Origin of the sequence: Sphingobium olei (assembly GCF_042678845.1) — a bacterium.
Classification (GTDB): Bacteria; Pseudomonadota; Alphaproteobacteria; order Sphingomonadales; family Sphingomonadaceae; genus Sphingobium; species Sphingobium olei.
Genome location: NZ_JBHTLS010000126.1, coordinates 1 through 13,230, shown reverse-complemented (window position 1 = coordinate 13,230; position 13,230 = coordinate 1). Strand labels below are relative to the sequence as shown.

Sequence of the window (13,230 nt, the reverse complement as noted above, 5' to 3'; positions counted from 1 at the left end):
ATCTGAGCCGCTCTAGAGCATTTTCGAAGCGGCCGGAACGGTCGCTGCCTCGGAAAATGCGACAACAGATGACGCCAGCCGGGACGGTCCTTCAAACACCCGATTGGCTGGGCTGCTCATGCCCGTTAAAGGAACAAATTGTGAACGACAATCCCGAGATTCGCCGCATGAAGTTCCGCGCCTGGCATCGCGGCACGCGGGAGGCAGACTATACCGTCGGCGGCTTCTTCGACCGCTATCATGCGACATGGAACGAAGAGGAGAGCGCCTGGTTCGAACGCTTCATGGAAGAGCAGGATGCAGACATCATGGGTTGGGCGCTGGGCACGATCCCGGTGCCTGAAGAATGGCAAGGCCCAATGATGGACCGCTTCCTCAAGCTCGATTTCGTGAAGATCGTGTAGTTCTGTCATCCCCGCGAAGGCGGGGATCCATCTCCGGCGCAAGCCCAATATTGCAAGGTATGGGAGATGGATTCCCGCCTTCGCGGGAATGACCAATCTCCGATGACCGACCTCCAGAAAATCCTCAAAGCCGCAAAGCCCCTCACCCTGTCGGGCGTCCCAGCCGGTTTCCAGCCCTGGCTGCTCGCAGACCTCGCCCGCGCCGCGACGACACGCGCGGTCTTCATCGCCGCCGACGAACAGCAGATGCGCGCGATCGCGGACACCGCGCCGACGTTCGCGCCGGACCTGGAGGTGATCGAGATCCCCGCCTGGGACTGCCTCCCCTATGACCGCGCCAGCCCCTCGCTGCGCGCCGCCTCCGCCCGTCTTGCCGGCCTCTATGCCTTGCAGGCCAAGGCCAAAGGCCCGCAACTCGTCGTCACCACGCTGGCGGCGATGACCCAGCGCACCCTCACCCCGTTCCGCGTCCGCCAGCTCGTCGCGAAGCTCGCGCCCAAGGAGCGGATCGCGATCCAGCGCCTTGCCGACATGCTTCAGGCGAACGGCTATGTTCGCACCGACACGGTGCATGACCGGGGCGAGTTCGCGATCCGCGGCGGCATCGTCGATCTCTTCCCCGGCGGCGAGGAACAGCCCTTGCGCCTCGACTTCTTCGGCGACGAGATCGAGACGGTCCGCCGCTTCGACCCCGCCGACCAGCGCACCACCGGCAGCGTCGAAGGCTTCACCCTCCTCCCCGCCTCCGAAGCGTTGCTGGACGAGGACACGATCAAGCGCTTCCGCCTGCGCTATCGCGAAACCTTCGGCGCGACCGCGACGGGCGACCCGCTCTATCAGGCGGTCAGCGACGGCCGCCGCCTCGCGGGCATGGAACATTGGCTGCCCCTGTTCGAGGAAAAGCTGGTTCCCCTCACCGATCATTTGGGCGACGCCGTCATCATCCGCGACCATGGCGTCGCGGGCGCGGCGGACAGCCGGTTCGAGGCGATCCGCGACTATCATGCCAACCGCGTCCAGGCGAAGTCCGCCGATCCCGGCTCCTACCGCCCGTTGAAGCCAGAAGCGTTGTATCTAAGCGCCGCCGAATGGGACGCCGCCGCAGCGAACCTGCCGATGCACGCGACCACGCCATTCCACGAGCCGGAAAGCGCCACTGTGCTCGACTTCGCGGTGGACGGCCCCCGCGACTTCACCCCCGAACGGGCGCAGAACGCCAACATCTACGAAGCGGCCGGCAAGCATATCGACGCCCTGCGCCGGCAAAAAAAGAAGGTCGTGATCGCCAGCTATTCCGGCGGCGCGCGCGAACGGCTTTCCGGCCTGCTCGCGGATCATGGCGTCGCCCGCCTCGCCGCCGCCGATGAGTGGCAGGAGGCGCTGGGCCTCGCTGCGGACGGCCGGGTCACGCTCATCGTGCTTGGCCTCGACCATGGCTTCACCGCCCCCGATGTCGCCATCCTCACCGAACAGGACATGCTGGGCGACCGCCTTGTCCGCCGCGCCAAGCGCAAGAAGAGCGCCGACGCCTTCCTTCAGGAACTCGCCACCCTCACCCCCGGCGACCTCGTCGTCCACCGCGATCATGGCATCGGCCGCTATGACGGGCTCACCCAAATCCCGGTGGCGAAGGCCCCGCATGATTGCGTCGCGCTGGAATATGCGGGCGGCGACAAGCTCTATGTCCCGGTCGAAAATCTCGAAGTCCTCTCCCGCTACGGGTCCGAGACGGACGGGGTAAGCCTCGACAAGCTGGGCGGCGAAGCGTGGCAGCGGCGCAAGGCCAAGATGAAGGAGCGCATCCGCGAAATCGCGGGCGAACTGCTCAAGACCGCCGCCGCCCGCGCGCTGCGCCCCGCCACTGTCGCGGAACCCGACCATGCCGGCTATCCCGCCTTCGTTGATCGCTTCCCCTATCAGGAAACCGACGATCAGGACCGCGCCATCAGCGATGTGATCGAGGATCTGGGCGCAGGCAAGCCGATGGACCGGCTCGTCTGCGGCGATGTCGGCTTCGGCAAGACCGAAGTCGCGCTGCGCGCCGCCTTCGTCGCGGCGATGGCGGGGATGCAGGTCGTGGTGATCTGCCCCACCACCCTGCTCGCGCGCCAGCATCACATGAATTTCGTGGACCGCTTCCGCGGCTTCCCGATCGAGATCGGCCGCCTCTCCCGCCTTGTCCCTGACAAGGAGGCGAAGGCAGTAAAGGCCGGCCTCGCGGACGGCAGCATCGACATCGTCGTCGGCACCCACGCCCTCCTCGCCAAGGGTATAGAGTTCAAGCGGCTCGGCCTCGTCATCGTGGACGAGGAACAAAGGTTCGGCGTCACCCACAAGGAGCGCCTCAAATCCCTCAAGACCGACGTCCATGTGCTGACGCTCACCGCCACGCCCATCCCCCGCACGCTTCAGATGGCGATGTCGGGCCTGCGCGAACTCTCCGTCATCCAGACTCCGCCGGTCGATCGCCTGGCGGTCCGCACCTATGTCATGCCCTGGGACGGCGTGGTCATCCGCGAGGCGCTGCTGCGCGAACATTATCGCGGCGGGCAGAGCTTCTTCGTCGTCCCCCGCATATCCGACCTGACCGAGATCGAGGAATTCCTCCGCACCGAAGTGCCGGAGGTCAAGCCCATCGTCGCCCACGGCCAGATGAGCGCCACCGAAGTCGAGGAGCGCATGTCCGCCTTCTACGACAAGCGCTACGATGTGTTGCTTTCCACCACCATCGTCGAATCCGGCCTCGACATCCCCAGCGCCAACACGCTCATCATCCACCGCGCCGACCGCTTCGGCCTGGCCCAGCTCTACCAGCTACGCGGCCGAGTGGGCCGGTCCAAGACTCGTGCCTATGCCTATATGACAACGCCCGCCAACCGGATCATCACCGACACGGCCGAAAAGCGATTGAAGGTGCTGTCCGATCTCGACACGCTGGGCGCGGGCTTTCAGCTTGCCAGCCACGATCTCGACATTCGCGGCGCCGGCAATCTCGTGGGCGACGAACAGTCGGGCCATATCAAGGAAGTCGGCTTCGAACTTTACCAGTCGATGCTGGAGGACGCGATCCTCGACGCCAAGGCGGGCGGCATCGCCGCCGAGCGGCGCAGCGAGGATTTCTCGCCGCAGATCACGGTGGACGCGCCGATCCTCATCCCCGACGATTATGTGCCCGACCTTGACCTGCGCATGGGCCTTTACCGCCGCATCAACGAGCTGGAGGACCGGCAGGGCCTCGAATCCTTCGCCGCCGAACTGATCGACCGGTTCGGCAAGCTGCCGCTTCCCACGCAAAACCTGCTCAAGATCATCGAGATCAAGCAGAATTGCGTCGCCGCCAACATCGCCAAGATCGATGTCGGGCCAAAGGGCGCGCTGGTCAGCTTCTTCGAGGACCGCTTCCCCCGTCCGGAGGGTCTGGTCGCCTATATCCAGCGCCTCGACGGGGTGGCGCGGCTGCGCCCGGACAGCAAGGTCGTCGTCAACCGCGCCTGGGGCGACCCGCAGGCCCGCCTCAACGGCGCGCTGCAACTGTCGAAGGGGCTGGCGAAGGCGGCGGGTTAAGCCCCCCTTCCCACTCTCGTCACCCCGGGCTCCACTTCCCAAGCGGCGATGTCTCCAATTCTCAACTTTCAGGCTCAACCCCTTCCAAAATAGGACTTTCTCTGATCTACCCACCGGCATGACGCACCCCGCGAACCTGCCGAACCATCGTCACGATCCAACAGGACGAGAAGCGTCCGAGCAGCGTCGCGATCGCGTTCGCGGCGCGTCGGGGAGGCCTCGCGAGCGCGTCGCAAGCGTTTTTGGCCGAAATGCGTGGCGTAACGGTGTGAACTTCGCTCCCGCGCTGATCTACGTTGGCGGCGAACGCCTTTCCTCATGGTCCGGAAACAGGCCAGCAACAGCCACGTCCTACATCCGCCATGCGACCGGACGGCAAAGCCGGCGCATAGCAGGAGAACAGACATGAGCATCGCTCTCATCGCCCTTGCGGTCGCCGCCGCAAGCCACAGCGTCACCATCGACCATCACGGCCAGCGACTTGGCGCCACCTACACCGCCCGCGCGGACGTTCAGGCCAAGACGGTCGGCGCGCGGGCCGGCACTCGGATGGACGGCCAGCGCTGCCACTGGACCGCGACCATCGTCGTCGATCGTGCGCTGGACCATGGCCCCGCCCATGCCCGCACGATCTCGACCGACAAGCGCTTTTCGGGCAGCGAACCCGGTGCCTGCCACCCCGGCCGCCAGCCCGGCGAGACGAAGATCGCGCAGCACCGCGACGCCATCCAGGCGCATCTCCTCGCCGTGGCGCAGGCCGACCGCGCGCCCTTGCTCGCGGAACTGGATTCGGCCCGCGCCCTTGCGTCCAACTGACCGCCTCGCCCCTGCGGCATGGCTGGGAGCGTTGCTGCTCGCCAGCCATGCCATGCCGGCCACTGCGCAATATGCCGGGCGGCCCAGCGTCACAGTGGAAGCCGCAACCGACGACCGGCGCCGAGGCCTTAGCTGGAGCGACGGCAATCCCGTCCTGCGCGGCGCGCTGTCGGTCCCGATAGCGGAAGGCCTCAGCCTCGACGGCGCGGCGACCACGCTCCGGGGCAGCGCTCGCCATGGCGGCGCGGACGCCGCGATCGATCTGGGCGCGACCGTCGTCCGGCAATTGGGCGGCTGGCGGCTGACCGGCGAAGCCCGCTACCATCTCTTCCCCGGCGCATCGCATCAGGGCTATGGCGAAATCGGTGCGATCGCCGGCTTCACCCTCGGCCCTGCCGGCGTCGATCTCTCCGCCCGATACGCCCCGCGCCAATCGTCGATCGGCGGCGACCTTCTCTATGTCTCGGCCGCTGCATCGGCCGTCCTTCCCGGCACGCCGCTGACGCTCTCGGGCCATGTCGGCCGCTCGACCGGCGACACCCGCGACCCCATCCGTGCCGCCCGCCTGCGTCCCGGCGGCAATTACTGGGATCATGGCGTGGCCCTCGACTGGTATCGCGGCCGCTGGTCCGCCGGGCTGAGCTACACCGATACGGACATCGCTGCGCCGGACGCCGCACATGCGGGCGCGACGCTCGTCGCCAGGCTGGGCCTGACGCTTTAAAGCCGAGAAACAGATGCCAGTGTCCTAGCGCCTGCGCCGCTGCTACAGAGGACGACAGGAGGGACGCACCATGCCTGTCGAACTCGCCATCCTTGCCTGGGGCATGATCCTGCTCCTCGTCCACATCTTCGCCGCCGCGCATGTGAAGACGAAACAATATGGCCCGAAATGGAATGTGGGCGCGCGCGACGAATCGCTGCCGCCTCTCAACGCCGTCGCAGGCCGCCTCTCGCGCGCCCAGGCCAATTATATGGAGACGCTGCCGATCGCCATCGTCGCGCTGATCGGCGTGGTGGTGGCGGGCCGGACCAGCGAATGGACCGCGCTTGGCGGCTGGATCTGGCTCGCCGCTCGGGTCGTCTACCTGCCGCTCTACGGTTTCGGCATTCCAGTCGTCCGGACGATCATCTTCCTGTCCAGCCTGGTCGGGCTGCTCATCACGCTCTGGCCCTTGCTGGGGGTTTAGGGCGCCAGCACGAGGTTGATGAGGTCGGCGGACGCCACGCCCGCCGACCGCAGGAAGCCCTGATAATAGTCGCAGCCTTCGCGCGCCAGCAGGCCCAGCTGCTCTTCGGTTTCGATGCCCTCGGCGATGACTTTCAGGCCCAGCGACTTCGCCATGTGGATGACGCCGCGCACGATGATCCGGTCCCGCGCCGTCCCCGCTATGTCCTGCGCCAGCCCGCTGTCGATCTTGAGGTAATCGAGCGGCAGGTTCTTGAGGTAGGCGAGGCTGGAATAGCCGGTCCCGAAATCGTCGATCGCGACGGCCAGCCCTTCCGCCCGGAGCGCTGTCAGCAGCGCGCCCGCCGCCGCTACATCGTCGATCAGGCCGCTTTCGGTAATCTCCACCGTCAACCGGCCGCGCGGAAAGCCGCTGGCATCCACCAGCCCCAGCAGCCCAGGCAGGAAGCCTGGCTGGGCGATGTCGGCGGCGGTCAGGTTGATCGACAGGCGCAGGTCAGAAAGCGCGCGCGGCCAGGCCGCCGCCTGCCGCAGCGCCTCGGCCTGGATATGCGCCGACAGCGGCAACACGTAATCGGACCGCTCCGCCGTCGCGAACAGGATGCCCGCGCCCAGCGGCCCGTAATGCGGATGGTTCCAGCGGGCGAGCGCCTCCACGCCGCTGATCCGATCGCTGTCCACGGGATATTGCGGCTGGAACACGATGCCGATCTCGCCCCGGTCCAGAGCGAGTCGCAGGTCGGTTTCCAGCCGGTCGGCGTCCACCTGCCGGCTTTGCCGCTCGGCCGACAGGATGCGGATGCCCTCCCCGCCGGCCTGCCGCGCGTCGGACAGCGCGGTTCCGGCCCGGCGCAGCAGCAAGGTCGCGTCATCCTCCGCCCGGGCCTGCGCGATGCCGCACCGCGTGGTCAGGCGGATGAGATGATCCCCGGCGCTGAACGGCCGGCCGATCACACCGATCAACTGCCGCGCGATGAAGGTCGCCCGGTCGGCGCCCGCCACCTCGCCCGTCAGTCCGACCAGGAATTCGGTGCCGGCGATCCTGGAAACCATCGCGCCGGGCGCGACATCGTCGATGATCCGCTCGATCCGCCGCGCAATCCTTCCCAGCAGCGCGTCGCCGACCACCTGCCCATAGGCGGCATTCATGCGATCAAACTGGCTGATCGACAGCAGCAGGATCGTGGTCGCCAGCCCCTTGCGGCGGTCCAGCCAGTCCAGCGCCGCCTGACGGGACCGCAGGCCTGTGAGCACGTCGCGACTGGCAGCGTCCTGATCCTGCCCATCGGACAGCCATTCAACATCGGCCGCGATCGCTCCGTCGCTGATTCGCAGATGATGCACCAGCCGCTGGTCCGGCCGGTCGGGCAGCGCGTGCGCCAACGCCGCCAGGTGGCCCGATTGCCGCATGGTCCGCAGCGCCGCCAGCACGCTGCGCCGCCCGGCGCGCGGCAGTCGGCGCAGCAGCGCCGCCGGCGCGATGCGCCGTCCTTCCACGCCCAGATGCCGGGCAAGGCTTTCGCTCAGCAGCAACTCGCCGCTGCCCCGCGGCAGGTCCCAATAGAGCGCGTCGCCCCGCCTTATGCGCTGCGCCCGCCGGTTATGCTGCGCCCCGCCGCCCAGCCGCTCGACCAGCCGGTGGGCCGAGGCCAGCGCCGCCTGCAGGCCAAGATCATCGACCGGAGCGACCAGATAATGCGTCGCCCCCGCGGCCAGCAGCGCGGGAAGATGCTTTTGCTCGTCGGGGTCGATCAGCACCAGCAGCGCGCCGCCGCCCGCTTCCATCGGCGGCACGAGAGGTGAGAGAAGATCGCCGGCACTTGCCCCGCCTCGCAGGTCTACGAGCGCGACCTGGGCCTCGCTGTGCAGATAGCGTTGCGGCGCATCCTTCGCGCGGCGTGCGCCGATAGCGCGCCACCCGACGCGCTGCGCCGCCTGGCACAACTCGTCCCGGTCGCCCGGCGACAGGATGAACAGGCTGCGCTGCCCGTCTCCGCTTTGATCCCCGCTCGCTTGCATGCCTTCCTTGTCGCCGATCGTTCGGCCCTATCAGCAAGGCGTTACTGACCTCTTGCGCTCGCCGCAACCGGGGCGCTTGCACGGCGCATGTGCATCGCCTAGCTAACGGACATGGCCTCGGCTGATCCTTCGCCTGCGTTGATGACCGACGGTCTTGGCCGCCGGATAAGCTATCTTCGCATCTCCGTGACGGATCGGTGCGATCTGCGGTGCCGCTATTGCATGGCGGAAAAGATGCAGTTCCTGCCAAAAAGCCAGGTGCTGACGCTGGAAGAGATCGCGCTGCTCGCCGACTTGTTCATCGCACGCGGCATCCGGCGCATTCGCCTGACCGGCGGCGAACCCCTTGTGCGGCGCGACATTGGCGACCTGGTTCGGCGGATCGGACGACGGCTGGGCGATGGCCTCGACGAATTGACGCTGACGACCAACGGCACGCGGCTTGCCGAGCATGCCACGATGCTGGCGGACGCTGGCGTCAGGCGGATCAACGTCAGCCTCGACACGCGCGACCCCGGACGGTTCGCGCATGTCACGCGCGGCGGGCGGCTCGATCAGGTGCTGGTAGGACTGGCCGCCGCGAAGGACGCCGGCCTCTCCATCAAGATCAACATGGTGGCCCTGACGGGGGTCAATGACGACGAAATCCTCCCTATGCTGCGCTGGTGCGACGATCAGGGGTTCGACCTGACGCTGATCGAAACCATGCCGCTCGGCGAAACCGGCGAGGATCGCACAAACCATTATCTGCCGCTCAATACCATCGCGAAGGAGATCGACGGCCATCATCCGATGACCTCGATCGATTACCGGACTGGCGGACCGGCGCGCTATTACCAAGTCGACGGCCTGGGCGTGAAGCTCGGCCTCATCACCCCGCTCACCCGCAATTTCTGCGCCGATTGCAATCGAATCCGCATGACGTGCGAAGGCAAGATCTTCATGTGCCTGGGCCATGAGGATCATGTGGATTTCAAGGCTGCGTTGCGCGACGGCGGTCTTGCTGCCGTGGAACCGCTGATCGACCGGGCGCTGCGGTTGAAGCCTGCCGCCCATGATTTCCGGATCGGGTCCGGGCTGCAGCCGGCGACCAGCCGCCACATGAGTGTCACCGGCGGATGAGCAGCGAGACCCGGCGGGCCTTGCTCGCGTCGCCCACCCAGGCCGCCCGCGCGGCAGAAGACAGGTTGCGCGCGACCTACGACTTCGTACCGCTCGAAGAGGCGGACATGGTCGTGGCGCTGGGCGGCGACGGCTTCATGCTGCAAACGCTTCATTCGATGCTGGAAGCGCGCCGTATCCTGCCCGTGTTCGGCATGAATCTGGGTACGGTCGGCTTCCTGATGAACGAATGGCGGCTGGAGCGGCTGGACCAGCGGCTGGAGCGGGCCAAGAGCTTCAAGGTCAATCCGCTGCGCATGACGGTTGACACGGTCGATGGCGAGCGTTTCTCCATCCCAGCCATCAACGAAGTATCCCTGCTGCGTGAAACGCGCCAGACGGCCAAGCTGGAAGTGCATGTGAACGATCGCGCGGTCCTGCCCGAACTGGTGTGCGATGGCGTGCTGGTCGCCACTCCGGCGGGATCGACTGCCTATAATCTGTCCGCCCACGGCCCCATCCTGCCGCTGGGGTCGGGCCTGGTTGCCCTGACGCCCATCAGCCCTTTCCGTCCCCGTCGCTGGCGCGGCGCCATCCTGCCCGAATCCACTGCCATCCGCTTCATCGTCCTTGATCCCGTCAAGCGCCCGGTCAGCGCCGTGGCCGACCAGCGCGAAGTGCGCGACGTTGCACAGGTGGATGTCGGCATCGATCGGGCGACCCCATTGACCCTTTTGTTCGACCCCGAACACACGCTGGATGATCGCATCGCGGCCGAACAATTCATCGCATAAATTTCCGACATTTGCCGCTTGCCATTCTCGGAAAAGCGCTGCTATAGGCGCGGCCTGCCCAGCGGAAGCCGGGCTGCTCCCCGATAGCTCAGCGGTAGAGCATTCGACTGTTAATCGAATGGCCGTAGGTTCGAATCCTACTCGGGGAGCCAATCCGTTCACAGCGGAGTTCGACGGTCACGGACGGGGTGGATTCCCGCCCCCTCCGGTCGGAAAATCCACAAGACATTCAAAGGGTTTCCGGAACTCAACCGATAGCTCCCCGCCCGCATAGGTGGCGTTCGATAATAGCAAATTCGGGGTCCGTTGTTTGATGGCCAAAGGCTGTCTGGGAAAGCCCCCTCGGGCATCCCGAGCGATATCCATCAGAGCAATCCCGTCATCGATCAGGTCGTCCTCGGCCATATTCAGGCTGTCCATGTCGCGAAGAACGCGGTTTCGCTCATCACGCCATTGGCGTAACACCCGGTTGTCGAACTCGTCTGTCACGCGCCTATCGAGCTTGTCGATATACAGCGTGTCGAGCCTCTGAAGGAGGCGGTCAGGCGCGGCACTGTTTGCACGTCCGCGGGTCAGCCGGTTCGACGGGCTCGTTCACCGGTCGAGGTCATGACCTTGCCCATGTTGGGATGCCTCCTTTCCTCTCTGGACGGTTTGCCGGTAGTCATTCGAGGATGGTCGCGCGGCGTTTGCTCGCGCACCCGCTCAAGAAAGTGATCCAGCATCTGGCCACAAATCGCGCGCCGGTCGCGAGACGCTGCGGGATCCCCGATGAGCTGCTCCGGCAAGAGGCGGGGAGTGATGTTGCCGCATGGCTGGTTGCTCCCCGATCGCAGCGGCACGGATCCGGTCTCTGCGCGCCAGTTGCATCGCGTCGTGCAGGAAACGGCGGAGCGTGCCGAGATCCGCAAGCGGGTTAGCCCTCACACATTGCGTCTTTCGTTCGCCACTCACCTGCTTGAGCAGGGCGCATATCTGCGTCATCCAGGTCCTGCTGGGACATGTGAACATCAACACGGCCGGCATCTATACTCAAGTGTCGAGCAAGACCATGCGGGCGGTGGCCAGTCCGCTCGACCAGATCGTTGCCGTGATGGAAGGCAGGGGCCCTCCCCGTTGAACCGGTGCGCACCGGCCACGAGGTCGCCGATATCTTTCGTAGCGCCGGGTCCGCCTATCGCGCAGCCCATGCCGGGCATCCCAGCCTCGGCCAGCTCAAGGTCATGACGGCCATCGAGAACTGCCGCACCGCCGCGCTGGGCGGTCACGTAGAGGCTTGCGACGACTGCGGGCCGGCGGATCGCCTACAACTCCTGCCGCAACCGGCATTGTCCCAAATGTCAGGGCGCCGCCGCGCGCACCTGGCTGGCCGCGCGCGAGGCTGATCTGTTGCCGGTCGGCTACTTCCACGTCGTGTTCACCGTGCCCGCCGAGATCGCTGACATCGCCTGGCAAAACAAGGCGGTGGTCTATGACCTGCTGTTCCGCGCAGCCGCCGACACGATGCTGATCATCGCCACCGATCCCAAGCACCTTGGCGCGCGGATCGGCATCACCGCCGTGCTGCACACGTGGGGATCAGCGCTGACCCACCACCCACATGTACACATGATCGTGCCCGGCGGTGGCATCGCACTGGACGGCACGCGTTGGATCTCGTCGCGCCCCGGCCTTCCTGCTGCCGGTGCGCATATTGGACGCCTTGTTCCGCCGGCTGTTCCTCACGCGCTTGCTGGCATTGTTCGATGCCGGCAAGCTGGCCTTTTCAACGCGTTGGCGGGCCCGATCTCGCGTAAGGTGTTCCTGCGGCATCTGTCGCCTATCGTAAGAAGCTCGGTCTATGCCAAGCCGCCCTTGGCTGGGCCGCAGGCGGTGCTGACCTATCTCTCGCGCTACACGCACCGCGTTGCCATCTCGAACCGGCGGCTAATCAGCTTCGACCAGGCTAGCGTGACGTTCCGCTACAAGGACTGCCGCCGCGCTGCTGCTGAACGCCAACAGGTCATGACAGTGCGACGCATGAGTTCATCCGGCGCTTCCTGATCCATGTCCCGCCGCGCGGCTTCCACCGTATCCGGCATTGCGGCCTGCTCCCCAGTTCAGCCAACAAGGACGCCATGGCGTTGGCTCGCAGGCTGCTGGTGTCGCTGCAAGGGTCGAGGAGCCTGAATCCGACGAGCCGCTCGATCATCGCCCCCCCTGTCCATGTTGCGGCGGGCACATGACCATCATCAAGGCCTTTGCCCGCTGGTGCCAGCCCCGCGCGCCGCCGCAGTCAGCATCGTCCAACCGGGGGAACCCGCCATGATCCGGCATTTCTTACTTTGCACGACGGTCACGCTCATGGCGCATTGGCCGATGACCCAACGCGTGCCTGGCCCGGGATTGAACACGGCGCAGCGCATATTGGGCCGCAAGGCCAACGCCGCTCGCGGTCTGACGCCGAGCAAAATCACGCTGACCCAACCAAGAATGGCAACTCCGGCGCGGCAACGCTCACCAGCCAGGACCATCCCAAAGCCTATTTACCCATAGATCAGTGCGTGCGGCCCGCGGGTTCCTGCACTGGAGGCTTTCGTACGCAAGCGCCCTAAACCCTTCGCACGATCGGTCATCCATATGGCCTTTGGCATACGTTGGGTTTAGTAGATAGCTGACGATAAAATTGCTCAATGCAGCAGTTCAGGCGATCGCCAGAAGGCTGCCTTCGCTTCAGGTTCCTGATGGTTCCTGGCGTCACTGCCAGATAAAAACTAGAGTGAGGGCACAGCATGAGTAGACTCTTCCCCTCAGCGCGAATGGCACGGGCGCATGGCAGAGCCTGTGAAATTGGAAATTCTGCTACTTTTAACCGCTCGATATGGTCTAGGGCTCACTTTCGGGGTGTGCATCTTCATAGGACAAACGGGCTTATCCCAGCAATTCACGTAGACCGGCGTCCAGTAGCGACGGACGGTGGGCTTGTCAGTGCTTCATCCGCCATGCAATTGCACGCCATCATCCCGCACCGCCTTTACCGCAGGACGAGCGTCAATGATAAACTGCGAGTTACTGGACTTAAGGGCCTTGGTCGCCGTGGCTGAAGGCCGCAGTTTCCATCGTGCCGCACAACAACTCAATCTGTCTCAACCGGCGCTGAGCCGGCGTATCCAGAAGTTGGAGAGTTCGGTCGGGGCTATATTGATCGAACGTACTACCCGCCATGTTCGGCTGACCCCTGTTGATTTCCACTGAGAAGTGACCCGGGTAGGGCGTAAATTTCCACTGAGAATTGACCCATGTTGAACTCGTCCCTGGCTTTGACAAGCGAGGGTATATGGAGTGTTGGACATGGCGTTATTGA

General features: G+C 65.4%; 12 protein-coding genes, 1 tRNA gene and 1 pseudogene. 12 read left to right on the top strand and 2 right to left on the bottom strand.

Annotated elements, in window-relative coordinates; translation table 11 throughout:
- The first annotated feature begins 140 nt into the window (after nucleotides 1–140).
- The 5 genes from ACFQ24_RS11965 (at nucleotide 141) to ACFQ24_RS11945 (ending at nucleotide 5,974) form a co-directional block, all read left to right on the top strand.
- A complete protein-coding gene (locus ACFQ24_RS11965; RefSeq protein ID WP_380911468.1) occupies nucleotides 141–404 on the top strand; it encodes an FAD assembly factor SdhE in 264 nt (87 codons plus the stop codon).
- 102 nt (nucleotides 405–506) lie between these two features.
- Complete coding sequence (gene mfd / locus ACFQ24_RS11960; protein WP_380911466.1) at nucleotides 507–3,968, top strand: transcription-repair coupling factor; 3,462 nt, start codon at nucleotides 507–509, stop codon at nucleotides 3,966–3,968.
- A gap of 405 nt (nucleotides 3,969–4,373) precedes the next feature.
- Complete coding sequence (locus ACFQ24_RS11955; protein ID WP_380911464.1) at nucleotides 4,374–4,784, top strand: hypothetical protein; 411 nt, start codon at nucleotides 4,374–4,376, stop codon at nucleotides 4,782–4,784.
- Nucleotides 4,771–5,508 carry a TorF family putative porin gene (locus ACFQ24_RS11950; protein WP_380911462.1) on the top strand — a complete coding sequence of 246 codons (738 nt, stop codon included), beginning with the start codon at nucleotides 4,771–4,773 and terminating at the stop codon, nucleotides 5,506–5,508. Before ACFQ24_RS11955 ends, ACFQ24_RS11950 begins: the two co-directional genes overlap by 14 nt.
- Nucleotides 5,509–5,578: 70 nt before the next feature.
- On the top strand, nucleotides 5,579–5,974 hold the full coding sequence (locus ACFQ24_RS11945; RefSeq protein WP_380911460.1) for an MAPEG family protein: 396 nt from the start codon (nucleotides 5,579–5,581) through the stop codon (nucleotides 5,972–5,974).
- On the opposite strand, the gene ACFQ24_RS11940 is transcribed toward ACFQ24_RS11945, so the two are convergent.
- On the bottom strand, nucleotides 5,971–7,992 hold the full coding sequence (locus tag ACFQ24_RS11940) for a putative bifunctional diguanylate cyclase/phosphodiesterase (RefSeq protein WP_380911458.1): 2,022 nt from the start codon (nucleotides 7,990–7,992) through the stop codon (nucleotides 5,971–5,973). The two genes, ACFQ24_RS11945 and ACFQ24_RS11940, sit on opposite strands and share 4 nt — an antisense overlap.
- 111 nt (nucleotides 7,993–8,103) lie before the next feature.
- Between ACFQ24_RS11940 and moaA the strand changes: the two genes are divergently transcribed.
- The 3 genes from moaA (at nucleotide 8,104) to ACFQ24_RS11925 (ending at nucleotide 10,039) form a co-directional block, all read left to right on the top strand.
- The gene (gene moaA / locus ACFQ24_RS11935; protein ID WP_380911456.1) at nucleotides 8,104–9,114 is read left to right on the top strand and encodes a GTP 3',8-cyclase MoaA; all 1,011 of its coding nucleotides are present in this window, start codon (nucleotides 8,104–8,106) and stop codon (nucleotides 9,112–9,114) included.
- On the top strand, nucleotides 9,111–9,887 hold the full coding sequence (locus ACFQ24_RS11930; protein WP_380911454.1) for an NAD kinase: 777 nt from the start codon (nucleotides 9,111–9,113) through the stop codon (nucleotides 9,885–9,887). Before moaA ends, ACFQ24_RS11930 begins: the two co-directional genes overlap by 4 nt.
- A gap of 77 nt (nucleotides 9,888–9,964) precedes the next feature.
- Nucleotides 9,965–10,039 (top strand) — tRNA-Asn (locus ACFQ24_RS11925).
- Between the two features lie 25 nt (nucleotides 10,040–10,064).
- On the opposite strand, the gene ACFQ24_RS11920 is transcribed toward ACFQ24_RS11925, so the two are convergent.
- The gene (locus tag ACFQ24_RS11920; RefSeq protein WP_380911452.1) at nucleotides 10,065–10,376 is read right to left on the bottom strand and encodes a hypothetical protein; all 312 of its coding nucleotides are present in this window, start codon (nucleotides 10,374–10,376) and stop codon (nucleotides 10,065–10,067) included.
- 282 nt (nucleotides 10,377–10,658) lie between these two features.
- Between ACFQ24_RS11920 and ACFQ24_RS11915 the strand changes: the two genes are divergently transcribed.
- The 4 genes and pseudogenes from ACFQ24_RS11915 (at nucleotide 10,659) to ACFQ24_RS11895 (ending at nucleotide 13,121) form a co-directional block, all read left to right on the top strand.
- Nucleotides 10,659–11,114, top strand: coding sequence for a tyrosine-type recombinase/integrase (locus ACFQ24_RS11915; RefSeq protein ID WP_380911450.1), 456 nt, complete (start codon nucleotides 10,659–10,661; stop codon nucleotides 11,112–11,114).
- Nucleotides 11,012–11,930: pseudogene (locus ACFQ24_RS11905) on the top strand (IS91 family transposase). The gene ACFQ24_RS11915 and the pseudogene ACFQ24_RS11905 overlap by 103 nt, the downstream one beginning before the upstream one ends.
- Nucleotides 11,915–12,112: a transposase gene (locus ACFQ24_RS11900; protein ID WP_380911628.1), complete on the top strand. Its 198-nt coding sequence runs from the start codon at nucleotides 11,915–11,917 to the stop codon at nucleotides 12,110–12,112. Before ACFQ24_RS11905 ends, ACFQ24_RS11900 begins: the two are co-directional and overlap by 16 nt.
- Nucleotides 12,113–12,920: 808 nt before the next feature.
- The gene (locus tag ACFQ24_RS11895) at nucleotides 12,921–13,121 is read left to right on the top strand and encodes a helix-turn-helix domain-containing protein (RefSeq protein WP_380911448.1); all 201 of its coding nucleotides are present in this window, start codon (nucleotides 12,921–12,923) and stop codon (nucleotides 13,119–13,121) included.
- Nucleotides 13,122–13,230: the final 109 nt, after the last annotated feature.

Excerpts from the sequence above, each read along its gene's own strand:
- mfd (WP_380911466.1), top strand. The coding sequence starts at position 507 with ATGACCGACCTCCAGAAAATCCTCAAAGCCGCAAAGCCCCTCACCCTG.
- ACFQ24_RS11895 (WP_380911448.1), top strand. The coding sequence starts at position 12,921 with ATGATAAACTGCGAGTTACTGGACTTAAGGGCCTTGGTCGCCGTGGCT.
- ACFQ24_RS11915 (WP_380911450.1), top strand. The coding sequence starts at position 10,659 with ATGAGCTGCTCCGGCAAGAGGCGGGGAGTGATGTTGCCGCATGGCTGG.
- moaA (WP_380911456.1), top strand. The coding sequence starts at position 8,104 with ATGGCCTCGGCTGATCCTTCGCCTGCGTTGATGACCGACGGTCTTGGC.
- ACFQ24_RS11945 (WP_380911460.1), top strand. The coding sequence starts at position 5,579 with ATGCCTGTCGAACTCGCCATCCTTGCCTGGGGCATGATCCTGCTCCTC.
- ACFQ24_RS11955 (WP_380911464.1), top strand. The coding sequence starts at position 4,374 with ATGAGCATCGCTCTCATCGCCCTTGCGGTCGCCGCCGCAAGCCACAGC.
- ACFQ24_RS11940 (WP_380911458.1), bottom strand. The coding sequence starts at position 7,992 with ATGCAAGCGAGCGGGGATCAAAGCGGAGACGGGCAGCGCAGCCTGTTC.
- ACFQ24_RS11930 (WP_380911454.1), top strand. The coding sequence starts at position 9,111 with ATGAGCAGCGAGACCCGGCGGGCCTTGCTCGCGTCGCCCACCCAGGCC.